General features: G+C 42.0%; 23 protein-coding genes. 15 read left to right on the plus strand and 8 right to left on the minus strand.

Translation table 11 applies throughout. From position 1 onward, the window contains the following. Nucleotides 1-2 precede the first annotated feature (2 nt). The 15 genes from M0M83_RS07680 to M0M83_RS07745 all read left to right on the plus strand — a co-directional run bounded on the left by M0M83_RS07680 (nucleotide 3) and on the right by M0M83_RS07745 (nucleotide 12,250). Nucleotides 3-1,466: a DUF3383 domain-containing protein gene (locus M0M83_RS07680; RefSeq protein WP_248468108.1), complete on the plus strand. Its 1,464-nt coding sequence runs from the start codon at nucleotides 3-5 to the stop codon at nucleotides 1,464-1,466. 7 nt (nucleotides 1,467-1,473) lie between these two features. Continuing rightward, on the plus strand, nucleotides 1,474-1,917 hold the full coding sequence (locus M0M83_RS07685; protein ID WP_226693594.1) for a DUF3277 family protein: 444 nt from the start codon (nucleotides 1,474-1,476) through the stop codon (nucleotides 1,915-1,917). Further along, nucleotides 1,917-2,318, plus strand: a complete 402-nt coding sequence (locus tag M0M83_RS07690) for a phage tail assembly chaperone (protein WP_248468109.1) — start codon at nucleotides 1,917-1,919, stop codon at nucleotides 2,316-2,318. The genes M0M83_RS07685 and M0M83_RS07690 overlap by 1 nt, the downstream gene beginning before the upstream one ends. A 68-nt stretch (nucleotides 2,319-2,386) precedes the next feature. Further along, nucleotides 2,387-2,512 carry a DUF6889 family protein gene (locus M0M83_RS21510; protein WP_264188032.1) on the plus strand — a complete coding sequence of 42 codons (126 nt, stop codon included), beginning with the start codon at nucleotides 2,387-2,389 and terminating at the stop codon, nucleotides 2,510-2,512. Next, nucleotides 2,502-4,781 carry a hypothetical protein gene (locus M0M83_RS07695; RefSeq protein ID WP_248468110.1) on the plus strand — a complete coding sequence of 760 codons (2,280 nt, stop codon included), beginning with the start codon at nucleotides 2,502-2,504 and terminating at the stop codon, nucleotides 4,779-4,781. Before M0M83_RS21510 ends, M0M83_RS07695 begins: the two co-directional genes overlap by 11 nt. Beyond that, entirely contained in the window at nucleotides 4,781-5,377 is a 597-nt protein-coding gene (locus M0M83_RS07700) for a phage baseplate protein (RefSeq protein ID WP_248468111.1), read from the plus strand. The genes M0M83_RS07695 and M0M83_RS07700 overlap by 1 nt, the downstream gene beginning before the upstream one ends. Nucleotides 5,378-5,383: 6 nt before the next feature. Further along, nucleotides 5,384-5,683 carry a phage baseplate plug family protein gene (locus M0M83_RS07705; RefSeq protein WP_248468112.1) on the plus strand — a complete coding sequence of 100 codons (300 nt, stop codon included), beginning with the start codon at nucleotides 5,384-5,386 and terminating at the stop codon, nucleotides 5,681-5,683. 45 nt (nucleotides 5,684-5,728) lie between these two features. Next, on the plus strand, nucleotides 5,729-6,205 hold the full coding sequence (locus tag M0M83_RS07710; RefSeq protein WP_248468113.1) for a hypothetical protein: 477 nt from the start codon (nucleotides 5,729-5,731) through the stop codon (nucleotides 6,203-6,205). 63 nt (nucleotides 6,206-6,268) lie between these two features. Beyond that, the gene (locus M0M83_RS07715) at nucleotides 6,269-7,219 is read left to right on the plus strand and encodes a phage protein (protein WP_248468115.1); all 951 of its coding nucleotides are present in this window, start codon (nucleotides 6,269-6,271) and stop codon (nucleotides 7,217-7,219) included. After that, nucleotides 7,216-7,968, plus strand: a complete 753-nt coding sequence (locus M0M83_RS07720; protein WP_248468117.1) for a Gp138 family membrane-puncturing spike protein — start codon at nucleotides 7,216-7,218, stop codon at nucleotides 7,966-7,968. The genes M0M83_RS07715 and M0M83_RS07720 overlap by 4 nt, the downstream gene beginning before the upstream one ends. Next, nucleotides 7,968-8,312 carry a hypothetical protein gene (locus M0M83_RS07725; protein WP_154633299.1) on the plus strand — a complete coding sequence of 115 codons (345 nt, stop codon included), beginning with the start codon at nucleotides 7,968-7,970 and terminating at the stop codon, nucleotides 8,310-8,312. Before M0M83_RS07720 ends, M0M83_RS07725 begins: the two co-directional genes overlap by 1 nt. Then, nucleotides 8,312-9,499, plus strand: a complete 1,188-nt coding sequence (locus M0M83_RS07730; protein WP_248468119.1) for a baseplate J/gp47 family protein — start codon at nucleotides 8,312-8,314, stop codon at nucleotides 9,497-9,499. The genes M0M83_RS07725 and M0M83_RS07730 overlap by 1 nt, the downstream gene beginning before the upstream one ends. Beyond that, nucleotides 9,496-10,152 (plus strand): DUF2612 domain-containing protein, encoded by a 657-nt coding sequence (locus tag M0M83_RS07735; protein ID WP_248468121.1) that lies wholly within the window; start codon nucleotides 9,496-9,498, stop codon nucleotides 10,150-10,152. Before M0M83_RS07730 ends, M0M83_RS07735 begins: the two co-directional genes overlap by 4 nt. An 8-nt stretch (nucleotides 10,153-10,160) precedes the next feature. Further along, complete coding sequence (locus M0M83_RS07740; protein WP_248468123.1) at nucleotides 10,161-11,633, plus strand: phage tail protein; 1,473 nt, start codon at nucleotides 10,161-10,163, stop codon at nucleotides 11,631-11,633. Further along, nucleotides 11,633-12,250, plus strand: a complete 618-nt coding sequence (locus M0M83_RS07745; protein WP_248468125.1) for a tail fiber assembly protein — start codon at nucleotides 11,633-11,635, stop codon at nucleotides 12,248-12,250. Before M0M83_RS07740 ends, M0M83_RS07745 begins: the two co-directional genes overlap by 1 nt. Before the next feature lie 158 nt (nucleotides 12,251-12,408). On the opposite strand, the gene M0M83_RS07750 is transcribed toward M0M83_RS07745, so the two are convergent. From M0M83_RS07750 to ttrS, 8 genes are all read right to left on the minus strand, one after another. Beyond that, nucleotides 12,409-12,813 carry an acyl-CoA thioesterase gene (locus M0M83_RS07750; protein WP_248468127.1) on the minus strand — a complete coding sequence of 135 codons (405 nt, stop codon included), beginning with the start codon at nucleotides 12,811-12,813 and terminating at the stop codon, nucleotides 12,409-12,411. A gap of 484 nt (nucleotides 12,814-13,297) precedes the next feature. Then, nucleotides 13,298-14,716 carry an NAD(P)/FAD-dependent oxidoreductase gene (locus M0M83_RS07755; protein ID WP_125890763.1) on the minus strand — a complete coding sequence of 473 codons (1,419 nt, stop codon included), beginning with the start codon at nucleotides 14,714-14,716 and terminating at the stop codon, nucleotides 13,298-13,300. Between the two features lie 272 nt (nucleotides 14,717-14,988). Next, nucleotides 14,989-15,777 (minus strand): PhzF family phenazine biosynthesis protein, encoded by a 789-nt coding sequence (locus M0M83_RS07760; RefSeq protein WP_248468129.1) that lies wholly within the window; start codon nucleotides 15,775-15,777, stop codon nucleotides 14,989-14,991. Nucleotides 15,778-15,932: 155 nt separating this feature from the next. Then, nucleotides 15,933-17,462 carry a peptide MFS transporter gene (locus tag M0M83_RS07765; protein ID WP_102139547.1) on the minus strand — a complete coding sequence of 510 codons (1,530 nt, stop codon included), beginning with the start codon at nucleotides 17,460-17,462 and terminating at the stop codon, nucleotides 15,933-15,935. Between the two features lie 383 nt (nucleotides 17,463-17,845). Next, nucleotides 17,846-19,072, minus strand: a complete 1,227-nt coding sequence (mdtG, locus tag M0M83_RS07770) for a multidrug efflux MFS transporter MdtG (protein WP_125890766.1) — start codon at nucleotides 19,070-19,072, stop codon at nucleotides 17,846-17,848. Nucleotides 19,073-19,281: 209 nt separating this feature from the next. Beyond that, nucleotides 19,282-20,226, minus strand: coding sequence for a Kdo(2)-lipid IV(A) acyltransferase (locus M0M83_RS07775; RefSeq protein ID WP_248468130.1), 945 nt, complete (start codon nucleotides 20,224-20,226; stop codon nucleotides 19,282-19,284). A 57-nt stretch (nucleotides 20,227-20,283) separates the two neighbouring features. Further along, nucleotides 20,284-20,880, minus strand: coding sequence for a tetrathionate respiration response regulator TtrR (gene ttrR, locus M0M83_RS07780; RefSeq protein WP_248468131.1), 597 nt, complete (start codon nucleotides 20,878-20,880; stop codon nucleotides 20,284-20,286). 126 nt (nucleotides 20,881-21,006) lie between these two features. After that, complete coding sequence (gene ttrS, locus M0M83_RS07785) at nucleotides 21,007-22,764, minus strand: tetrathionate respiration histidine kinase TtrS (protein WP_248468132.1); 1,758 nt, start codon at nucleotides 22,762-22,764, stop codon at nucleotides 21,007-21,009. Between the last annotated feature and the right edge of the window lie 231 nt (nucleotides 22,765-22,995).

The raw sequence follows: 22,995 nt of genomic DNA on the forward strand, positions 1-22,995 counted from the left end.
CTATGCAGGGATTACCTGTTTCTAACATCGTCAATGTGACGGTGAATATGGCTGCGCGTGCTGCACAGTCTCGTAATTTTGGCTCCCTGCTTATTCTCGGGGCCAGTAACGTTATTGATGCGCATGAGCGTATTCGTCAATACAGTACACTCGATGCTGTTGTGGCAGATTTTGGGGTGGATTCACCTGAGTATAAAGCCGCTCAATTGTACTATTCACAGTCACCTCGCCCTATTGATCTCTTTGTCGGAAAATGGAACAAAACAGCCACGCTGGCGGTATTACGTGGTGCGATACTGACGAAAACAGAACAAGCGATGGCAAACTTTAACACCATTGCGGATGGCTCGTTTAATATCACGGTAGCCGGCAAAGAAACGACTGTTATCGGTGTAGACTTAACCAAGGAAACCAACCTTAACGGGGTTGCTGAACGAGTCTCCGAAAAGCTGACCGATGCAGAGGTTGTCTGGACAGGCGATCGCTTCACTATCACGCTCACCAAAACGGGGGAGCTTGGTTACTTTTCGACGGGTTCAGCCGGAACTTACCTTGGTGGCTTGATGAAGTGTGATGAAAGCACTGGCGCGTTGATTGTCTCACCTCAAAAACCTGAAACTGCGCTAGAAGCTGTGGTGAAAATGGCAGATATCTCCGGTGCGTGGTATGGCTTAGTGATCGCTGATGAAAGCCTGACGGATGATGATGTGCTGGCGGTTGCGGATTATATCGAAGCCGAATCGCTGTCGCGAGTTTACGGCCACACAGTCATGAAAACGACGGTTCTTGATGCAGATGTTGATACTGATATTGGCTCAAAACTCAAAGCGGCTAAGTATGCGCGTACGTTCTGGCAGTATACGTCCAGCAAACCTTATGCAGTCGCTTCCTTATTTGGTCGTATGTTTACGGTCAATTTCAATGGTAACAACACCACGATCACCCTGAAGTTCAAACAAGAGCCTACCGTGACGGCTGAAACACTCACTGTTTCGCAAGCAAAAGCCATTAACGCCAAAAGCGGTAACGTGTTTGTAAATTACAACAATGACACCGCCATTATCCAAGAAGGGGTCATGGCTAACGGTGATTTCATTGATGAGCGCCACGGGCTTGATTGGTTGCAAAACTACGTGCAAACCAACTTGTTTAACTTGCTCTACACACGCACAACCAAAATACCGCAAACGGATGAAGGTGTGACGTCACTGATCACTAATGTTGAGCAATCACTCGACCAAGCGGCAACAAATGGGTTAGTTGCTCCTGGTGTATGGAATGGTGATGAATTTGGTGCATTAACGACAGGTGCGATGCTAACCAAAGGAAGCTATATCTATGCGCCACCAGTTGCAACACAAGCCCAATCTGACCGTGAAGCACGTAAAGCCCCTGTATTGCAATGTGCGATCAAACTTGCTGGTGCTATTCATTACAGTGACATTATTATCAACGTGAATCGATAGGTGACTCATGTCTAATACATATTCTTTTATGGATGTATCCGCCTCCATTGCGGGGGTGGGTGGTTTATTTGAACTCGGCTACGGGGCAGCAGTTTCCGAAGAAGGGATTACCGTTTCAATGGCAGAAGATAAAAACACCATGACCATTGGCGCAGACGGTGAAGTTATGCATTCATTGCACGCAGGAAAAGGCGGTACGGTGACGGTTGTGTTACTAAAAACCAGCCCGACAAATGCTAAGTTAAATATGATGTATAACCTGCAGCAATTTTCCTCAGCAACATGGGGGAATAACGTGATCACTATTCGTAATAAAGTGAGCAATGACACCACAGTTTGCCGTTCGGTTGCGTTCAAGCGTATTCCCGATTGGCAGAATGCAAAAGTAGGTAATACCGTTTCTTGGGTATTTGACTGCGGTAAAATTGATACACAGCTAGGAGTCTTTTAATGGAATTTACAATTAACGGCAACACATATCGCTCAGGTAAGTTAAATGCATTTCAACAACAAGACTTAGCCTTTGCGCTGGTTCCTGCATTTGGTGCATTGGCGCCACTGCTAAAGGATAAAGGAAAAAGCTTCAGCCAAGATAATTTAACGGATGTGTTGCCGGCTATTTCCGAGGCGGTTCGTGCGCTGGGTAAAAAAGAACGTGCTGAAATTAATGATATTTGTCTCTCCGTTGTTAGCCGTAAATCAGGGGACACATGGTCCGCAATTTATGCTAACGAGCAGTTGATGTATGACGATATCAACGGTATTGATCTGTTTAAAATTGTTGGCCATGTTATTCAGGAATCCCTTAGCAGTTTTTTTCCTATCCCAGCCGTGACCGACGAGTCAATCTAACAAACTCTCTTCAACTCGAAACTTTACCGGATGGTCGTTACTTTCTGATGCGACCAGTCGGTAAAGGGATGTGTAAGTATGAATCATTATTGGATGGCACTATATCCCTTGGGGATATCGCTCGAATGAATGATTTTCTGGATGTCGAAGCCGAAAACGAGGCGTTAATCGAAAGGTACCGTAATGAGCAATAACGTTGAAACAATGCGTGATTTTTTGGTCTCACTCGGCTTTGATGTTGATGAATCGGGAGCTAAGAAATTTTCCTCAGTGTTGGGTGAAATCACCTCGATAGCATTCAAAGCTGGCGCAGCGGTTGAAGGTGCCGCCGCTGTTATTCTTGGTTTTACTGCGCAGATATCGAAAGGGTTAGATGATTTATATTGGCAAGCACAGCGAACCGGTGCGACAGCCAATAGTATCAAATCATTGGGTTATGCGGTTAAACAGGCTGGTGGCGATATCAATGGGTTTAATCAATCTGTTGAGCGTTTGGGGGCATTTTTACGTAATACACCAGGAGGTGAGGGTTTCCTGAAAAATATCGGGGTGCAAACTCGTGATGCGAATGGAAACCTCCGAGATACCGCTTCACTGGTTGCTTTAGTGGGTGACCGGTTATCAAAAATGCCGATGTATCGCGCGACCGCGTTCGGGCAAGCGTTGGGTATTGACGAAAACACCTTACTGGCCATGCGCCGTGGTTTACATGGGTATTCCTCTGAATACACAATGATGATGAAAGCCATCGGTTATAACCCCGATCTTGCTGCGAAGCAAGGGAATGCGTTTATGACGCAATTCTCAAAACTGACTGCAGCGGTGGGGATCGGTAAGGATAAAATCGGTGGTGAACTGGCAAGGGTATTGACGCCAAGTATTGAGCGGTTCACAGAATTATTGGTTAAAAATTTCCCAACAATTGAAAAAATCATCCTAAAAATTGTTAACGCTATTTTGACGTTAACGGAAATACTTAATCACCTTGTGTATCGAGCTGGTAAGGGAATACGGGATTTAATTGGCTGGTGGCATACGCTTGATGATTCTAGTAAAGGGCTGATTAAAACGTTTGGTCTTGTGCTGGCGGCTTGGTGGGCGTTAAATAAAGGCTTTCTCACCTCTCCAATCGGATTAATGATTGCCGCATTAACTGCCTTGTTCTTATTGTGGGATGACTACCAAACATGGAAAGAAGGTGGCAAATCAGCCATTGATTGGTCGGAGTGGGAAGGTACGATTGACTCTGTCACTGAATCACTACAAAAAATTTGGGAATGGGATTCCGGTTTTGTAGAGATGATTGGTGGCTGGGAAACTGTATTCTGGGGATTTGCTTTATTCCTTGGTGGTAAATGGATGCTTAGCATTCTGGCCACGCTAACTAAGGTTGGTGCCGGCTTCATTAGAATGTTTGGCTTGCCGGGTTTATTGATTGGCGGCGCTATCCTTACTTTTGATTTAATGAAAAGTAAAATTGATGAAGTATTCAAGGAGCTAGAAAAATTCAATGACAAGGCGATAGAAAAGGTTGGTAATGCTGCGGTTGCCGTATATACCTTTAAAAATCCTAACGCAACCAATGAAGAGAAGGCTATAGCATTTGCCAATGCAACCAATGGCATAATACCCGGAACAGGTTTTATTGGTGACATGCTGAAACTGAAAAACGGTCACTTAAGTAATGCATGGGATGCTATTAAAAATAGTGAATTAGGTAAAAGAGTTTCCAATTCAGGCGGCTTATCCTTTTCTGGAACACAAACACCAAAAGGCATTCGGAATAATAACCCACTTAACTTAGTGTACGCTAAGCAGAGAGGGGCTTATAAAAAAGAAGGCAGTATTTTTGCTTCATTTGGATCTGCATATGAAGGTCTCCGAGCCAATGCACGACAACTGATGATGTATTACAACGGAACATCTCAAGCCGCTGAATATCAAAAGCTTCAAACAGTTGAGGATATCATTAAATTTTGGGCGCCAAAGTCCCATAAAGGTAACGATACCGAAGCATATATTAAACGAGTGAGTGATGAGCTAAACGTTAAGCGTAATCAGAAGCTTGATTTAAATGATCCAGATGTTATGCATGCTTTGATGAGAGCTATGTCACTTGTCGAAAACTCGAATCAGTTCCCATACTCAAAAGAACTGGTCACTGCAGCTATCACAGGAGCGCCTGACCCAACAATCAAGGCATCTGCACCGATAAATCTCAATGCGGAAAGCATGAACCGAGCCGCATCAAACCTTGGCAGCATGGGGCAATCAGGGCAGTTTGTGCCTGAGTATCTCATTCGCAATGACTCTAATTCATCTAAGCAGGTATCAATTAGTCCGATATATAACATCAATGTGACAGGAGGGCAGTCGCCACATGAGACCGCAGCGTTAACGGGTGAGACTGTGGGACGACAAAATCAGATATTGGTACGCAACTTAGAAAACAAGGTGGGTTAATGGATATTTTAGGTACGCTGTTTTCTCAAGGCACTCGAAAAATCGGCATGATAGTCCCCAGCGTGGTGATATCAGAAAAGCACTCTGACAGCTCTGAAATTACCGAACATCCTGTTCAAGTTCCGGGAGGCGAAGGGTTTACAGTTAGTGATCACACTTTCGATAGACCCTCAGAAGTTGTGATGGAAATTGGCTTTGCTGGTGGCGGTTCGCTAATCGATGGCTTCGACACCTCCACGATGTTTGATGTTTCTACGGGGCTAAAGCTGGGTAGCAGCCCCCGCGAAATCTATCAGCAATTATTAGACCTTCGGGCAACTAAGCAGCCTTTTGATGTTATCACTGGTAAACGTGATTACAAAAATATGCTTATCCGAGCGATTGAAGTTACAACGGAAAAAACCAGTGAAAACGTCCTTATGGTCACTTTGACATTAAGGCAGGTGATCATTGTTGAGACTAAAAATAAAAATGTGGCTCCTTTAGAAAACCAAAGAATTCCCGAAGTCACTGGAGGGACAGTTGATAGGTGGACGGTAACGCCCAAACCTGTAAATCAGAGCGCATTAGAAACAATATTAAATATTATTCGTTAGGTAAGTATGATGGATATTTTAGAGATACCACTATCAAATAAAAACCAAGAATTTGATATTCAACTTGGTAACAAAACATACCACCTGAGAGTAACATTTAGAGAATATTGCGGATGGGTATTGGATATTATGACTCAATCTAAAGAAGAAATCATTTCAGGTATTCCTTTGGTTCATGGTGTTGATATTTTTGAACAATATCAATATCTAGGGTTTAATGGTAAATTAATTTTTCATTGCAATGAGGCAGAGTCGGAGTTTTATAACTTGGGGAATAGTAACAAGTTATATTTTCATTCATTATAAGTTAATATGGCTCAATAAACCTGAGTGTCATTAAAGGAAAATTTAATGTTAAAAAAAACGATATTAGGCTTGATGTTTGTACCTTTATTGGCAACGTCGTCAACTAAATTTAATGGACTGTATCGAGATGAAAACTTCAATTTAATGTCTTATCAGGGAGTGTATGAGTGTCAAATATTACCCCTACCTAAAGATGTTATGGATACAAAAAGTTATAGTGACAAGGTAATAGGAAGCGCAAGTGTAAATGTCGAAAATGACGGTCAGGATAAAATACTTTTCGTTAATTTAAATAATGGGAAAAATATTGATATTCCTAAGCTACGTCTTGTTGATAAAGGCTCTAATGTAACTAATTATGGTTATCGCACAAATGAGCTTATGGTTGTGTATACATTAAATACTGATTTTGGTGTGATGATAGGAATACAAAATAAAAATAAAGGAAATGAACTAAGTATCTTGTTAGATAATTGCTACATGGTACGCAACCATGAAACAGGAGCTCCCGCAGACCCTTGATAGCTAATTTATCACTAATAGCCGCCTAGAGCGGCTTTTTTAATGCCTATAATTGGAGCTTGTATGTCTAAAAACTGGATCCGTGAGTGTCAGGTCATTGTTGCTGACGAAAAAGGCGAAGGCATCGATTTATCTGAGCTAAGGGTTACATTTAATATCACTCGACCTAATTTCGCTTATCCAACAACGGCGATTGTTAAAGTTTTTAATTTAAATAAAGAAACTGAAAACAAACTGCGTCAGTACGAATTTAAGCAAATAGTGATAGTTGCTGGTTATCAAGATAACAGTAGCCAAATATTTTCTGGCCAGATCCAATATACCTATTCTGGTCGTGACAATGTGACAGATACCTATGTAGTCATTCAGTCAGCGGAAAGCGATCAGGCATATAATAACGCGATAGTGTCTACCACAATTGCTAGCGGATACACACAGGACACGATTGATAAGGCACTGATGAAGAGTGTTGAAAAATACGGTGTGCTGGCGGGTATGCGAGGGGAGTTCACTGATACCGTGGCGCCACGGGGTAAAGTTCTATTTGGCATGCACCGTGATGAAATGACTCGTTTTGCGGTGCAGAACGACGCGGATTGGCGTTATTCCAGCAATAGCCTTGAAGTTGTACCAAAGTCTAATTACATCAATGAAATCATATTGAATTATGAGACTGGTCTTGTTGGAACTCCGGAGCAAACTATTGGTGGCGGTATCAATGTGACCTGCATGATAAACCCGAACATCAAGCCCGGAACATTAATCCAATTGGATAATTCAGGCATCAATCTAGCTGGCTTATCAAATAAAGAAATCGGGTTATATGGTAGTCACAGTGGCACAACAGAACAGCCTTCACCACTTGATATTGATGGTGAATATAAAGTTATCAATGTGAGCTATTACGGTGATACGCGAGGCAATACGTGGTACCAGGAGTTAATTTGTATAGCACGTTCTGTTGAAACTAAGCTAAGCCCATCGGCAATACAAGCAATGGCGGCAGAAGAATGATCACCAATGATGAACGAATAGGGCGCCCAGAAGCGCCTTTTTTATTGATGAAAGAAAGCGTGATGTCGGGATTATTTGTTGCTCTGCCTTGCATTGTACAGTCATTCAACGCTGATGCGGTGACGATTGAAGCGCAACCGGCCATTAAGTGGCGAATTAATGACGATGGCATTGATAAAACAGTTCCACTTCCTTTGCTGGTGGATGTACCTGTTATTTTCCCTCGAGGAGGTGGCGCAACATTAACCTTTCCAATTAAAGCGGGCGATGAGTGCTTAGTCATATTCGCTGACCGTTGCATTGATTATTGGTGGCAAAGTGGTGGGGTGCAGGAAGCGGTAGATCCTCGGAAACATAATTTATCGGATGGGTTTGCATTAGTCGGCCCTCAATCACAAGCGCAAAAAATTAGTGGAATTAGTACCTCTGAAGTTCAACTACGAAGTGATGACGGTAGTGCGTATGTTGCTATTAATACGGGAAGTAAAGATGTGACCGTTATTACCCAAGCCAAATTAACAGCAACTGCAAAAGGTGGTACCGAAATCAACTCACCAGAAATTGTGTTAAACGGTAATGTCACAATTAACGGCAATTTATCACAAGGTATGGGAGAGAGTGGCGGTGAAGCCAAAATGAATGGACCTGTTACTGTGAAAAATGATGTTACGGCTGGCGGCATAAGCTTAACTAAACACAAGCATGGCGGTGTTCAAACTGGTGGTGGCAATACAGGAGAGCCTAAGTAATGCAATATCGCAAAGAAGATGATGGAGACTATACCTTCGGTTCAAACCAATTCCTTATTAACACCCCAGAAACGGTTGCTCAAGCGGTAAAAAGCCGCCTGAAACTATGGTTAGAGGAATGGTTTCTTGATGATCGCATTGGTACACCCCATGCTCAAAAGGGTTTAGGGAAGCACGTTGCTCAAGGTTATGCGCTCTCGATAAAAGAAATCATTCAAGGTACGCAGGGAGTGGTGAAAATTCTCGATTTTGGTGTTGATCTTAATACATCAACACGAAAGGTAACCATCACAGCAATGATAGAAACTTTGTACGGCACAACGAGTATTAAAAGCGAGGGCTAATGTTAAATATCGAAACGGTTGGGCTTGCGCCTGTGATAACGGAAAAAGGGATCACCTCACCCGATTACCCAACCATACTTCAACGGCTTCAAGAGTTGTTTCGGCAAATATACGGTAATGATGTTTATCTCGAGCCTGATAGTAAAGATGGCCAGATGTTAGCAATCTATGCGCTGGCAATTCAGGATGCGAATAATGCAGCGGTAACGGCCTATAACTCATTTAGCCCGTCAACGTCTACAGGACAAGCGCTATCAAATAATGTGGCCATTAATGGGTTATCACGTAACCCTCAATCAAATTCAACGGTTGATGTGTTAATTACAGGTCAGGTTGGTACAGTGATTAGTAATGGGACAGTAAAAGACGTATCAGGCAATATTTGGTCACTTCCCGAATCAGTCGTGATAGGTACACATGGTGATGTTACCGTGACAGCGATTAGTCAAAAGGCAGGGGCTATTATTGCGTTACCGGGGGAGGTTAATCAAATTGGTACGCCAACCCGGGGCTGGCAATCAGTCACTAATATCGCAACAGCAACTCCTGGTCGAAAAGTGGAAACCGATGGCGACTTGCGTATTCGTCGTAGTAAGTCTGTTGCCTTGCCTTCGCGAACTGTACTCGATGGTGTGATTGGTTCAGTGAGCCAAATAGTCGGAGTTGCTAGATTAGCGGCATTTGAGAATGATACAAGTTTGACAGATAGTAGAGGTATTTCCCCTCACTCTATTGCATTGATTGTGGATGGCGGCGATGCAAGAACAATCGCTGAGGTTATTGCACTAAAGAAAACGCCCGGAACAGGTACGTTTGGAAATATAGAAACTATTGTGACAAATCACTATGGCGTGACGTTACCCATTCGCTTTAGTCGACCTGAAAGTGTGCCTATATTTGTTAAAATAACACTTGAGGCTTTTGAGGGATACACAACATTAGTTGGCGATAAAATTAAAAAGGCAGTGGCTGAATACTTAAATAACCTTGAGATTGGCACTGATATTTATCGTACTAAGCTATTTTCACCCGCTAACCTGCAGTCAGATCCAGAAGGTGGCACCTTTTATATTTCAAAACTCGAAATAGGGTTGTCAGCTGGTGGTGTCGCTGAAGATAACATTACCCTGAAATATCACCAGTTCGCGACTAGCAACATTGAATATGTGGAGATAGTGACAACATGAGAGATTATCTCAAGCTGATCACCTCTCAACACCGAACCGCCAATAAATTTTGCAATCACATCAATTTAATTACTAAATCCCTAGCTGAAACAGCCAGTTTTGCTCATCAATTAAATAATTATTTCTCGTTGGATGATGCTGTCGGCGTTCAGCTAGATATCATTGGTGAGTGGGTTGGTATATCCCGATATATACAGACGCCAATTGCAGGGGTGTATTTTGCATTAGATAGTGACGGAGTCGGTCTTGATGAGGGCTTTTGGCAACGTGCTTTCGACTCTGATAGTGGGTTTACTGAATTAGATGATGAAACGTACCGAACCATAATTAGAGTTAAAATTAAGGCTAATCATTGGGATGGCACAACTGAATCATTGATGGATATTTATGATTCACTTCTTCCTGATAAAGATACCAAATTATTTTTTATCGATAACTTAGATATGAGCATGGATGTATTTATTACAGGCTCTTATGTCGATAACGTTACTAAGGCGATTGTTAAGCAAGGCTATCTCGGTGTTAAGCCCGAAGGTGTTCAAGTTAATCATTATTACATCAATTCTGTTCCTAAATCCCCCATGTTTGGATTCGACATATCCAATAACTACATAGCCGGCTTTGATATAGGCGGCTTTGCGGTTCCACTTTAAGAGGTCTTATGGCTAAGAATGAATTTCTACCTTTCGGTATAGCCGAAGGGGCAAACGTGCTTTCAAATCAGGAGTACGAACGGCTCGCGGCTCGTTTTAATGGCTTTATTAGCGGCGTGGCCAAATCAAAAGAGCTTAATACAGTCTGGCGACAGTCGTCTGTTATGTCTAGCGCATTAGCTCAATTTATTGTTGATTCGGACAATAAAGATTTGCTTGATAACGGTGATGTTGCCAGTATTAAAACCCGCTTAGTTGCAGCGATTAAGCAAACCATTTCAGGGGTAGGGTATGTTACTACCGCTGCAATGAATTTAGAACTTAATAAAAAAATCGACAAAGCGAGCATTTCAGGCCAGAAAGGCAACGATAACGACAAAGTCCCTAGTCTGAATTTGTTTACGACTGAGATTGGTAAACTTGCCGCGCTTGGGTACAGCTATTCAAAAATTGAATCAGACGGCAGATATCAACCTAAAGGAAATTATGCCCCTGCGGACGACTACGCAACCAACGCATCGCTTAACAGCGGGCTAAATGAGAAAGTGAATAAAACAAATGGTGAAATACTGGGGCGGCTCGGTATTAAGGCGAACGATGATTATCCATACTTAAATTTAGTGGGTGCAAGTGGTGCGTTAACGACACTGCAAGCTAATGTATCGGATGCTGCAAACATGATAACTATTGTTAATCGTGATAGCGCTGGTACAGCAAAAAACTCCGTTCGCATCCCAAATCGTACGGGCATTACAATGTTAGTTGGCGATTATGGGATAGGTTCTAAAGTGTCCCCTATTGTGAAGGGTAACGAGTTGGTATCTGGCATCCCTGCGCAGATGTTCAGGCAAGGGGGAGGAAATAATGATGATACTAATACTTTTACTACGTGGGGTTCTGGAATCTCAATACCTTACGATGCAACTAGACAATACGGGCTTTTTTTTAGTGGCAAAGGCAACTTAGTACAGCATTATGCAAGTATTGCCGGAGTGATAACTAGATATTCATTATATTCAACCGCAAACGCAGTAACAGACAGAAACGGTAATTTAAAAGTTTCTAGTTCTTCTGATGAACTAAGTGATTATCCTGTGGGCGCTCCTATTCCATGGCCTCAGGCTACCGCTCCAGCAGGTTTTTTAGTCTGCAATGGACAGTCATTTAATAAAACAACCTATCCACTTTTAGCAAAAGCATACCCAACAGGAATTTTACCTGATTTACGAGGAGAGTTCCTTCGAGGTCTAGATGCGGGGCGAGGTGTTGATTCAGGTCGTGCAGTTCTATCGGCTCAAGGAGATGCATTTAGAGCACATAACCACTCGGTAATTGGTGAGGATTCAGGCTCTGGTACTGCCTATTTTGGTCGAGGTAACGGTAGCCGTAGAGGAATTTCAAAAGACGCGATGAACCTTGAAGGCGGAACTGAAACACGTCCGCGCAACATTGCATTTTTATATATTGTGAGAGCAGCATAATGAAAAACTATAATTTAGATATTGAACAGGCCGAAATTGGTGAGAATGGTTTAGCAACAAAAGCGGGTTGGATTAAAGTCTATATTGCAGACCCGCAAACGCGTGAATATTTAAACGCCAGCATGGAGAATATTTATTTTGATGTAAGTGTGTCTGCTGGCGCTTATATTGATGCGCCAGAATTACCGACAAAAGCCGGTTTCGCGGTTATACGCAGTGAAGATGATTCTAAGTGGGAAATTGTGACAGATAACCGAGGGAAAACGGCTTACAGTACGGAAACCCGCCAACCGATTGAAATTGATTTTATTGGTGATTTACCCGATACGCTAACTCTTTTAGAGCCGAAAACAGAATTTGATAAGTGGAGCGGCAAAAAATGGGTAACAGATACTGAAGCTCAAAAAGCGGTATTGGTTGCACAAGCCGAGCAGGAAAAGGCGCAGCGATTAGAGGAAGCGAATGCCACTATCACGTATTTACAAGATGCCATTGAAGTCGGTCTTGATAATGACGATTACCAAGCAAAATTAACAGCGTGGAAAACATACCGTGTTTTGTTAAACCGTGTTGATACCTCACTCGCACCAAATATTGATTGGCCAGAAAAACCTTAACTCCCACCAAAAATAAAGCCGCTGTAAAAAGCGGCTTCTCATCACATCCAATGTCATAACATTGCCATTCTAATTATACAACGATACAAGAAAATAATGTGTCCATCGCTGTGTCCATTAATGTGTTTCTTGCTATTTTAACTCATTAAAACTTTATATTAATCAAATAGTGGGGTAGGTTTGCCATTGTCATCAATGGCGACAAAATTAAATTGGCCATGTATCACTTCTTCACGACCATCAGAATACATATCCTCTAAAAAAATGGATACATTAACCGTTAAACTGGTTCTTCCGACTCGAATGACTTTACCTACCAACTCAACAATAGTGCCTGAAGGGATTGGATGGGTGAAATTAATTTTTTCAGTTGATACGGTCACTAAACGCTTACGGCTAAAACGCGTTGCGGTAATAAATGAAACCTCATCCATCCAAGCTAGGGCTGTACCACCGAACAGGGTACTATGATGGTTAGTTGTCGTTGGAAATACGACTTTAGAGACGCGAGAAATGGATTGCTCTATTTTTTGTGCGATGACATCGTCAGCGATGGAACTCATGGTCTACCTTACAAGTGTTACTTAGTATGTTAGTAATTGTTAAAAGCAATAATGTTAGAGGCTAAGTGTAATACTCCTTTCAAATTAATTCAGCAATAAATGTGACGTGAATCGTTCCAGTTGGAAAAGTTTTTTAGATATCCGTATTTAGTCAAGTGGAGGGAGATTACAGCTTGAGAATTAGACTATGAATCTTTTATTTCCCAGCAATAGCAATAAAAGCAGAGCTAGTTATCTAAATATTCGGCACTTATGCGAATTGTTTTTGCATTGTTACCAGCAATCATGTCCTTTAATTGCTTTACGGTATAACTTTTTCAGCGGAAACCGTAGTACTTAATAGTGAAATAGCAATTGCCAATAGTCATTTGCTCATAACTACTTAATTTGATTTAAGTCTCGAATGATGAAAAATAAAGCCACTATAAGTAATAAAAAACCCTTCAATATGAAGGGTTTTTGTGGGTAAATATTTCAAGCCAATTTAGCTGAATCTGTACAGGCTAAATGGTTTAACATTTAATGATGGCTCTTTACCCAGTAACAAGTCAGCGGTAAGTTCAGAAGAAACTGGGCTTTCAGTCATTCCCCAACCTGTCGCGGTATTAATGACAAGACCCGGATATTCATTAACTTGAGAAATAATTGGATGCTCATCTGGTGCGATGGCCATTGCACCACTCCATTGGTCAATGAGTTTAGAATCCTTAAATGCAGGGAATTCAGTTTTTAGTTTCTCAAATGATGCATTCAACTCAGGTAAATCAGGCAGTGCCGTCATATTTCGGTGTTTTTCGAATGGTGAAATTTCGTCCAATTTCCAGCTGGTTGGTTCAGTAAATGAATTAATTAACTGCTCATTTAATGAAATATGCACAGGGAAATCAGGCATAGACAGCAATGGAATGTATTTATAACCATAAACGAAGGAATCTTTAACAACAGGGGCAACAATTACACGTGGAGATGTTGCGTAGGTGCCGTCAGCTTGTTCACGGAAGAAAATATTGCCAGGTAAGGCAACGTTACCCCCCGGTGCAGTCGGTGACCCAGTGATCAGTTGTTGAGATTGATAAGCGGGTAGTGTTGGGACATCAACACCTAAGTTTTGCATAAACAGCCTTGACCATACGCCACCAGCGACAACAACACGCGAAGTCTTAATAGCCCCTTTCTCGGTGACGACATCAGAAATGACACCTGCTTGGGTTTCTAAGCCTCTAGCTGCACAGTTAGTATAAATTTTTATACCTAATTTTTTCGCGTAATCAGCCATGACAAAGGTTGCAATTTCAGCATCTAAGCTACCAGAGTCTTCTTCAAAACCAGCGATAGTCCATTTAGATTGTGCACCATTCAAACGTTGATTGAGCTCAGCACCTTCGATAATACGTGTTTTGAACGGAATATCTGAACCGACGTTTTTACTGCGAGTATCAATCCACTCTCTAACATTGACAAGATCTTCTTCATCGAATGGCACTTCAACGCGGCCTTGAGTACGATAGCTGGTATCTGCACCGACTTTCGCGTTCATCTCTCTCCAACGCTGTTTCCCTAAGTGGTGTAGTAAGAAAGTTTCATCTGGCATTTTATACGTGATAACTTGGCCGTAGAAGCGGGATGATTGTTCGCCTGCGATATTACCTTTTTCAACAATAACAACGTCTAAACCGCGTCCAACCAGTTCAATTGCAGTCATGATCCCCAAAATTCCAGCACCAATAACAACGACGTCAGCTTGTTGCGGTAGAGAACCTTCAGTTCCTTCCACAAAACCATGTCGCGGTTTGCCAGGCACGAAACGGCCTTCACGCGTTAACATTGGAGTTAAAATTCCGGCCCCTGCGGCAACGGCAACAACACCACCACCAATCAAAAATTTTCTTCTAGTAATAGCCATCTTATTAAGTTCCTTATATCGAATGAGTTTCTAACAATTGACCAAAGCTTCAATTAGAAATATTTATAATTGTAATTATATCTTTAATAATAATTATAATTGTAAACCAAATTGCTTTGAAATTAAAATATTTAATGAAATGTTAAATATTTTTTTTTGGGGATATAAAATAGGCGCCACTATTTTCAAGAAAAATAATAGCGCTAGTAGTATTTAGATAGAGGAGGAGGCAGAGAAAAAAATGATTTTTTATACTAATTTGATTCGTAAGGTTAAATGTGGATTTCACCTGTTAGAAATAAGACGGCTTTACCTGTTAACTTTATTCGTTCAGCGGTCAGATCACATTGAACTACCCCTCCGCGTGATGAAATTTGTTGGCCAACTAACTGCAATTTATTCAGCCGGTCTGCCCAAATTGGTGCGATAGCACAATGTGAGGTACCTGTTACAGGGTCTTCATCTACCCCTTTTGCAGGAGCAAAATAGCGAGAAACAAAGTCACAGTCGCCATTAGCACTTTCTGCTGTAATTGCTAATCCAGGCAGAGAAAGCTGCGAAAGTTTTAACATGTCCGGCTGACAGTCTTGAACGTGCTGTGCACTTTCAAGAAAACACAGGTAACGGTCTTTCGCTATCCAAAGCTCTTTGATTTTAACGCCAAGGATGTCGGCGAGTTGCGGGTACTGGTTTGGGTCGCTTTGTACGGATCCTAGTATTGGGAAATCAAGAGTAAATCCTGGGCCATTTTGCGTCACAACTAGCTCACCAGATAGAGAGTTAAATATTAAAGGATGAATATCTTGTTGGCGCACATGATTTAACACAAAGGCTGCGGCAAGTGTTGCATGACCACACAGTTTTACTTCAACTTTAGGGGTGAACCATCGGATATGACGGCCGACTAAAAATGCGGTTTCTGATAAATTCACCTCTGCAGCAATGGCAATGAGCTGTTCATCTGGTAGCCAGTTATCGAGTAATACAACCGCTGCAGGATTACCGCGAAAAAGGGTATCAGTGAAGGCATCAACATAGTAAATAGGGGCGGATAGGCTCATTGAATGATTTCCTAAAGTTATTATGGGACGGTGAGAGAGCAGTATAGCGCCTATTCTATGAAATATAATAAGCAAATTATTAGGTAGTTAATCATGTAGGAGAAGTCCGGTAGCGAGCGAGCCGCTACCGGATAGAGGACAATTAATGCACGTTATTAAGCATTTGCTTCATTTTTGTCTGCATTTTTAAGCATTTTTCTAACAGGAATTATTAACGCTGCCAATACAATGGCGCAGATAACCAGCGCGATAGAGACGTGAGAGAAGAGCTCAGGCATGGAATCTAATTGGTCTTTGCGGATGTTACCACCCATGATGCCAGCCGCAAGGTTACCCAATGCACTCGCACAGAACCATAACCCCATCACTTGGCCGCGCATTTTTTGTGGCGCAAGCAAGGTCATTGTTGCTAACCCGATAGGGCTTAAGCACAGTTCCCCTAATGTCAGTAATAAGATACTGCCAACTAACCAGAAAGGTGAAACGCCACTTTGTGTTGCAAGTACTTGGTTTGCCGCTACCATCATGATAGCAAAGCCGCCCGCAGCAAATAAGATGCCAATCACGAACTTGGTCATGCTGCTTGGGTTCATATTGCGTTTAGCCAGCGAAGGCCAGAACCAGCTAAACACTGGCGCTAACAATATAATAAACAGCGCATTGATGGATTGGAACCAAATGGTTGGGATTTCAAAACTACCCATTTGACGGTCAGTATAGTCACGAGCAAAGATATTAAATGAAGTGGGCTTTTGCTCAAAGGCTGACCAGAAAAAGGCGGCTGCAACCAGTAAAATTAAGCAAGCTAGTAATCGAGAACGTTCACTGCTGGTTAAGCCACCAAGGAAGAACATAAATAAGAAATAGATGCCCACACAGGTCGAGATAACATAAGCAGAGCTTTTCGCGATTATTGAGGCATTAAATGGGATCGTACCATTATCAATCAAGACAACCAGTATGGCTAATAACACCATGGCAAAGGTCACCCATTTCCCCACGTTTTTGCGCTCAACTGTTGGACGGTTCCAAGTGGAATCAAGGCCAACTTCTTTATCATAGCGACGCATTTGAGGAATGGCGTAAAAACGGAAGATTAACAGCGCAATTAACATGCCTAAGCCACCCAGGCCAAAACCTAAATGCCAACCATACTTTTCATGAAGTGGACCAATAATTAACGGGGCAATAAATGACCCCATGTTAATTCCCATATAGAACAGAGAGAAACCGCCATCACGACGTGTATCTTCTTTCTTATACAGGGTTCCTACCATCACGGTAATACAGGTTTTAAATAGCCCTGTACCCAATACGATGAGTAATAATCCAACGAAAAAGAAAGTATTTGATAAAAACGCAGACATTGCGATAGACAAATGCCCAAAAGCAATGATTAATGAGCCATACCAAACAGCGCGACGTTGGCCTAACCAGTTATCGGCTAACCAACCGCCGGGTAATGAGGTGATATAAACCCCGCCCGCAAAAATACCAACAATAGCGGAAGCTTGCTCAATAGGTAATTCCATCCCGCCTTGTAATAATGCCGCACTCATAAATAGGATAAGTAACGGCCTAACTCCGTAAAAAGAGAAACGTTCCCACATTTCTGTGAGGAAAAGTGAACTCAATGGGTATGGATGCCCAAAAAAAGTTTTTGTTTTAGTCGCAGAATTATTCATCTGTGAACTCCCATAAATACTCTCTTGAGAGGTTGTGCATGATATAAAACACCAAGCCGTGCGCTCGAGTGTCAATTGTTATTGATATGTTAACATGAATATGTGAAACATATTTTTAACATACATTATTATAGAATCACCCATATACAGAATGAATTTATTGTAAAAGGTGTATTTTTAAGGTGAAAAGTCGATATCACTCTCATTTCTCACGATAAGCTAGGGGAAGATACAGGATTTTAGTTGACAATAAAAGAAAGAATTTTGAATCGATTAAGTTGTTTTAAATCAACTAATTATACTTATGATATTTGGATTTTAGGCAAGGTGAGACAATAAAGCCTATAAACCATCAGGTTTTTGTATAAAAAATAGCAAGACGTTTATTGGTCGGTAGGGGTGGCTCGCAATCCATCAGATTGACGCCGGATGACTAGCCACGAATAGATTAAGTTGAAGAGAACTAATGCTGCAGTGAAAAAGAATACGGCCCTAAAGCCATAAGTTGCGGCGACAAAAGAACCCATTAATGGTCCTGTCACGTTTCCAACGTCTCGTAATGCTTGGTTATAGCTGAAAATACGTCCGGTTACTTGGTGGGAAATATTATAGATAATTAACGTTTGCACTGCCGGTAATAAGGCCGCATTTAGGGCTCCAAGCATAAACCGGAGAAAGCCTAACTCCCAATAGCTACTGACTAGCCCCATTGGAAATAACACAAAAATAGACGCGCCGAGAACGGCAAGTAACACTTTTTCAGGGCCTATTCGGTCACTGAGTTTACCTAACATGGGCGCACTGATTAAAGCTGCCACACCAGGAATGGAGGCTATCACACCACTGATAAATGCTAAGTTTTCGAGGGAAACGGATAAGTCACGTACATAAAGCGTGATGACAGGGTTGATTGAGCCCATTGCAGCTTGAATAATCATGGTGGTAAAAAAGAGGCTGATGACTAAATTTTTATTACGTAAAGAGGCAAAAACTTGTTTGCTCGTTAATGCATCTTTGCGCGAAACCGGTGTAAAGCGTTCTCTGACATAAAAAAGTGTGACAAAAAAGCAGATAAACAGCACTGTTGCGGTAATAAAAAAGACGGGGCGTAAGCCATATTGGTCAGCAAGAAAACCGCCAATGAGTGGGCCAATAAGAGCGCCACTGACCGCACCAGTTGCAAGAACCCCCATAGCCCAACCACTTTTTTTCACGGGAACTTGAGTGGCAATCAGCGCGTTAGCATTAGGAACAAAACCGCCCAATAAACCTAATATGGCTCTTAAGGCTAATAATTGCCAAATATTCTGCGCAAAGCCAATTAACACCATGACAATCGCCATACCTAGCGCGGATCGCAATAGCATTAATTTTCGACCCTTGCGATCGGATAATCGTCCCCAAAAAGGAGCGGCAATAGCAGAAAATAAGAAAGTGATACTAAAAACGGCGCCAGTCCATAAATTTAGAGAAGCATGGTCTTTGACGCCAAGTTCTTCAATATAGAGAGGGAGAAAAGGCATGATCAGGCTAAAGGCGGCGCCTGTTAAAAAACAGCCAAACCACACGACGTATAGGTTACGTTTCCAATACTCTGTTTTTCCCGTCATAATTTTCTCGTTATATTCAGTTCTACAGCAGTGTTGGCTTCATTCAGCTCTCCAAGTCCCATGTTTATGTATGCTTCTCGGGATATCTTCATTTTGCCGCCTAGCTGTAGACCCGATTATTTAGGGAAAACAGTATGAAAAACAGCAAGAAAAGCATCATAAAAAACAGTTGAAAAATCACGCCATAATTTATCTGATTACGTTAATAATTAATGATGGATTTTGTCTAAATCCCCGTATAGCGAAGGCTCGCCGTCAGGACGTGTTTTAAAACGACGATGTAGCCACATATATTGTTCTGGTGCTCTGAGGATCTCTTTTTCGATAATTTGGTTCATCATGGTTGCTGTAGCCACATTATCTTCAATTGGGAAATCATCAATGGCAGGTTGAATGATTAATTCATAACCTTTACCGTTAGGCAAGCGCCTTGGGGTAAAGGGCACCACTAAAGGAGAAGCAAGACGCAAAATAATTTGTGAACCATTGGTCGTAGCCGCATTTTCTACAGCAAATAACGGTGCAAATGTACTATTGCGAGGGCCGTAGTCATGATCTGGGGCATACCACAAAATTTCCCCATTTTTTAAGTCGCGCACCATGCCTTTCATGTCTTTGCGATCCAACATATATTTGTTGGAGCGTAACCGCCCACGGGTTTGTAGCCAATCAAGCAGGTCATTATCATTGGCGCGATATACACCGATCCCCGGGTTTAACATGCCAAAGGCACGCGCACCAATTTCCAAGGTCAAAAAGTGAACGCCGAGGGCAATAATGCCTCTACCTGTTTGGCGGGCAGCAGCCGCATTTTCTTCCCCAATGACGTTGACCCAACGACGAACGCGCCAATCAGGCCAAAACCAAGCCATGCCCGTTTCAAATAAGCCCATCCCAACAGATTCAAAGTTTTTGTCGACACAGCGTTGCCGCTCTTGCTCGCTCATGTCTGGAAAACATAATTGCAAATTGCGCTCTGCGACTTTCACTCGCTTTTTCAAAAAGCGCTTGGAAAATAACCCTAAACGCGTTCCCATCCAATAAATGACAGGATAAGGCAATAATACAAGAAGATATAATATGCCAATGCCTAGCCAAGTTAGCCAGTAACGAGGGTGGAGAAACCGTTTTTGAAATTTTGGAGCTAGTATCATTGTTATCCGAATATATTAGTCATAAATTAATAAAAGGCATGCTTAAACTATATCAAATTATTCGTTTAAAGCGTTAATTGCCTGCATGGTGCTCATTAACTCAGCTAAGTTACGAACTGCCATTTTTTCCATGACTCGGGACCGATGAACTTCAACAGTACGCACAGAAACACAGGCCGCCTCAGCAATTTCACGGTTAATTAAGCCTTGCAACACATAACCACAGATATCTTTTTCGCGAGGAGTGAGTGTTTCATAGCGCTGCTGAATTAAATACCTTTCAGTGGCTTTGGTGGTTTGTGATTGAGCTTGTTTTAATGTTTTGGCAAGCAACTGGCTATCTATAGGTTTTTGTAGAAAATCGACAGCACCGAGTTTCACTTGTTCCACCGCCATTGGGATATCGCCATGGCCAGACAAAAATATCACGGCTAATGTGCTTTGCTGCTCTCTAAGGTATTGGTGAACTTGCCGGCCATCTAACTTTGGCATTCGCATATCCAATAACACCACCCCCTCTTGGTGTAGTGCTGCATTTTGGATAAATATTTCACTATCATTCCAAACAGTGACGCTATAGCCCAATGTTTCAAGTAAGAATTGGCAGGCATCCGTTACATCGGGGTCATCATCCACGAGATGGATCACTGGCATACATATACCTCGTCGTGTAGAGGGTGACAAAATAGGGTGCTTTATATGATGAGCATTGATTATCGTAATGAAGCCATTGTCACATATAGTTAATATGAATGTTATCAATTACGTGGCAAAACATGCTTAATCCACGATTTTATTGTGATAATTGAAAATAAGAGTCACCATTAAGCCACGCAACCCATCATCACTCAGGTTGTTTTCGATACGAATATCCCCACCTTGGCTTTGGATCAAACGCTGGCAGATCACCAAACCCAACCCTAAACCTTCTTTTTTAGTCGTAGCAAATGGCGTGATACCTTGCTCTAATTGCTCGGAAGGCATTCCTCCCGCATTATCCTGCAGAACAAGTAAAAAATGCTGCTGTGAAAAATGAAACTCAAAACGCAGTAGGGTTGCGCCTGCCTGTAAACTGTTACTGATTAAATTGGAGAGCAATTGCTCAAGTAATGTGTCTGGCAACATCAGGGTGATATCAGGGGTTTCAGGTAAAATTAACCTCGAATTGGGGTAGTGCTGGTCTGCGCGCAATAATTGCCAAATATGGTTAATAGCCTGTTTAACTGATTGTGGGCTTAATGCGACTGCGGGGTCATGGCCCGGTTTACCCGCCCAGAGACGTAAGTTACGAATGATGTCGGCCCCACGTTGAGCTTGGTCGTCGATTTTAGTTAATGCGCTAATTAATGGATGGCTTTCAGACTCTTTAGTCAGGCGTAGAATACACCCTTGGGCATAATGGCGGATTGCAGACAGCGGTTGGTTCAATTCATGGGCAAATCCAGAAGCCATTTCCCCCAAAATATTTAACCGCTGCGCCTTTTGTAAATTAGCTTCTTGCTCTCGTAAGCGGTCATGTGCTTCTTCTAATTGGCGGCTGCGGCGCCTGACCAAAAAGGCAATCCAAACATGGTTAATACCCAGTAAAACGAAAAATAAGGCGACAAGGCTGATAGTGATTTGGTTTTGAATCGTCCAACTGACGATATCCTGCCAAATCTGGCGCTGTTGTGGATGTTGGTTAACGTCTCTGAGCAAGGTTTCGACTTGAGTCACCGATGCTGGAGCTCCCCAACGCATAGCAGCGTTATCTGTTGATAATAATGTTTTGGTCACTTTGTCGACCAAATTGTCTGGAACTTCGCTTAAGGCGGCAAAAGACCAATTTGGATACAGTTCTGTGCTAGTTAAACAAGAGAGAGAGCTTGGATGTTGAATTAATGGACGAAATTGTGTTTTATCAATCAACCCTTCGCTATGCATGTTTTCTAATAAACAGACAGGAACTATAGCAGCGGATAATGAATCATCACGCAGAGCGTATAATAATGCATCTGCAGGGAAGCCTAAAAATTGCATTTTAAAGTCTTTGGCTGCGTCGTATCCCATATCCCTTAACACTTTGTAACCTAACAAATAGCCACCAAAAGCATCAGGTGAAATTGCTCCGACTTTTTTGCCTATTAGGTTTTTAACGTCTGAAATATCACTATCTTTACGAACTAATATTAAGCTGCCAATAACATTACGCGTTGTGCTGTTGGGCTCCACGTCTGAGCGAAGGGAGAGCAACCAACGTAAATGATAGCGGTTATCTAACTGAATAAATTGGGCAGGGTTCGTCAGCAAAAAATCAATCTTACGATTGGAAATCGCCTCTTTCATCTCATCTAAATTGAGGGGCTGTAATGTAAAACGCTCCCCAGGAATTGATTCATTGAGTGTATCAATCAAAGGCTGCCAATGAGATTGAGTAGAGCTTGGGCCGCGTAAGGCTAATACCCCAATAGTCCATTGGGCCGAAATTGCCGGCAAAGACCACGCCAGTAGCATGATTAACAGTATGTGATACAACGGCCTAGACGATTTTTTTAACATATTTGAGTTATTCGTTGCGTTAGATCAATTTAGCTACGGGTATGTGGTAAACCACAATAGGGCAGTGGCTCCACTCTTCTTACAATGGCACTACAAGTTCTATCAAGGTAACCCAACGGGTTTAAAGAGAAATAACAATTTCAATGGTTATCTTAACGAGACTGTACCCATTGTCAATAACGCATGTAATACAAATAACATATTGATTAATAACTTTTATTTTCGCATTAG

It is taken from the genome of Providencia rettgeri, assembly GCF_023205015.1.
GTDB classification, from domain to species: Bacteria; Pseudomonadota; Gammaproteobacteria; order Enterobacterales; family Enterobacteriaceae; genus Providencia; species Providencia rettgeri_E.

Excerpts from the sequence above, each read along its gene's own strand:
- M0M83_RS07755 (WP_125890763.1), bottom strand. The coding sequence starts at position 14,716 with ATGGCTATTACTAGAAGAAAATTTTTGATTGGTGGTGGTGTTGTTGCC.
- M0M83_RS07730 (WP_248468119.1), top strand. The coding sequence starts at position 8,312 with ATGTTAAATATCGAAACGGTTGGGCTTGCGCCTGTGATAACGGAAAAA.
- M0M83_RS21510 (WP_264188032.1), top strand. The coding sequence starts at position 2,387 with ATGTGTAAGTATGAATCATTATTGGATGGCACTATATCCCTTGGGGAT.
- M0M83_RS07775 (WP_248468130.1), bottom strand. The coding sequence starts at position 20,226 with ATGATACTAGCTCCAAAATTTCAAAAACGGTTTCTCCACCCTCGTTAC.
- M0M83_RS07685 (WP_226693594.1), top strand. The coding sequence starts at position 1,474 with ATGTCTAATACATATTCTTTTATGGATGTATCCGCCTCCATTGCGGGG.
- M0M83_RS07735 (WP_248468121.1), top strand. The coding sequence starts at position 9,496 with ATGAGAGATTATCTCAAGCTGATCACCTCTCAACACCGAACCGCCAAT.
- ttrR (WP_248468131.1), bottom strand. The coding sequence starts at position 20,880 with ATGCCAGTGATCCATCTCGTGGATGATGACCCCGATGTAACGGATGCC.
- M0M83_RS07715 (WP_248468115.1), top strand. The coding sequence starts at position 6,269 with ATGTCTAAAAACTGGATCCGTGAGTGTCAGGTCATTGTTGCTGACGAA.
- M0M83_RS07705 (WP_248468112.1), top strand. The coding sequence starts at position 5,384 with ATGATGGATATTTTAGAGATACCACTATCAAATAAAAACCAAGAATTT.
- ttrS (WP_248468132.1), bottom strand. The coding sequence starts at position 22,764 with ATGTTAAAAAAATCGTCTAGGCCGTTGTATCACATACTGTTAATCATG.
- M0M83_RS07740 (WP_248468123.1), top strand. The coding sequence starts at position 10,161 with ATGGCTAAGAATGAATTTCTACCTTTCGGTATAGCCGAAGGGGCAAAC.
- M0M83_RS07765 (WP_102139547.1), bottom strand. The coding sequence starts at position 17,462 with ATGAATAATTCTGCGACTAAAACAAAAACTTTTTTTGGGCATCCATAC.
- mdtG (WP_125890766.1), bottom strand. The coding sequence starts at position 19,072 with ATGACGGGAAAAACAGAGTATTGGAAACGTAACCTATACGTCGTGTGG.
- M0M83_RS07695 (WP_248468110.1), top strand. The coding sequence starts at position 2,502 with ATGAGCAATAACGTTGAAACAATGCGTGATTTTTTGGTCTCACTCGGC.
- M0M83_RS07700 (WP_248468111.1), top strand. The coding sequence starts at position 4,781 with ATGGATATTTTAGGTACGCTGTTTTCTCAAGGCACTCGAAAAATCGGC.
- M0M83_RS07720 (WP_248468117.1), top strand. The coding sequence starts at position 7,216 with ATGATCACCAATGATGAACGAATAGGGCGCCCAGAAGCGCCTTTTTTA.
- M0M83_RS07725 (WP_154633299.1), top strand. The coding sequence starts at position 7,968 with ATGCAATATCGCAAAGAAGATGATGGAGACTATACCTTCGGTTCAAAC.
- M0M83_RS07710 (WP_248468113.1), top strand. The coding sequence starts at position 5,729 with ATGTTAAAAAAAACGATATTAGGCTTGATGTTTGTACCTTTATTGGCA.
- M0M83_RS07745 (WP_248468125.1), top strand. The coding sequence starts at position 11,633 with ATGAAAAACTATAATTTAGATATTGAACAGGCCGAAATTGGTGAGAAT.
- M0M83_RS07750 (WP_248468127.1), bottom strand. The coding sequence starts at position 12,813 with ATGAGTTCCATCGCTGACGATGTCATCGCACAAAAAATAGAGCAATCC.
- M0M83_RS07760 (WP_248468129.1), bottom strand. The coding sequence starts at position 15,777 with ATGAGCCTATCCGCCCCTATTTACTATGTTGATGCCTTCACTGATACC.
- M0M83_RS07680 (WP_248468108.1), top strand. The coding sequence starts at position 3 with ATGCAGGGATTACCTGTTTCTAACATCGTCAATGTGACGGTGAATATG.
- M0M83_RS07690 (WP_248468109.1), top strand. The coding sequence starts at position 1,917 with ATGGAATTTACAATTAACGGCAACACATATCGCTCAGGTAAGTTAAAT.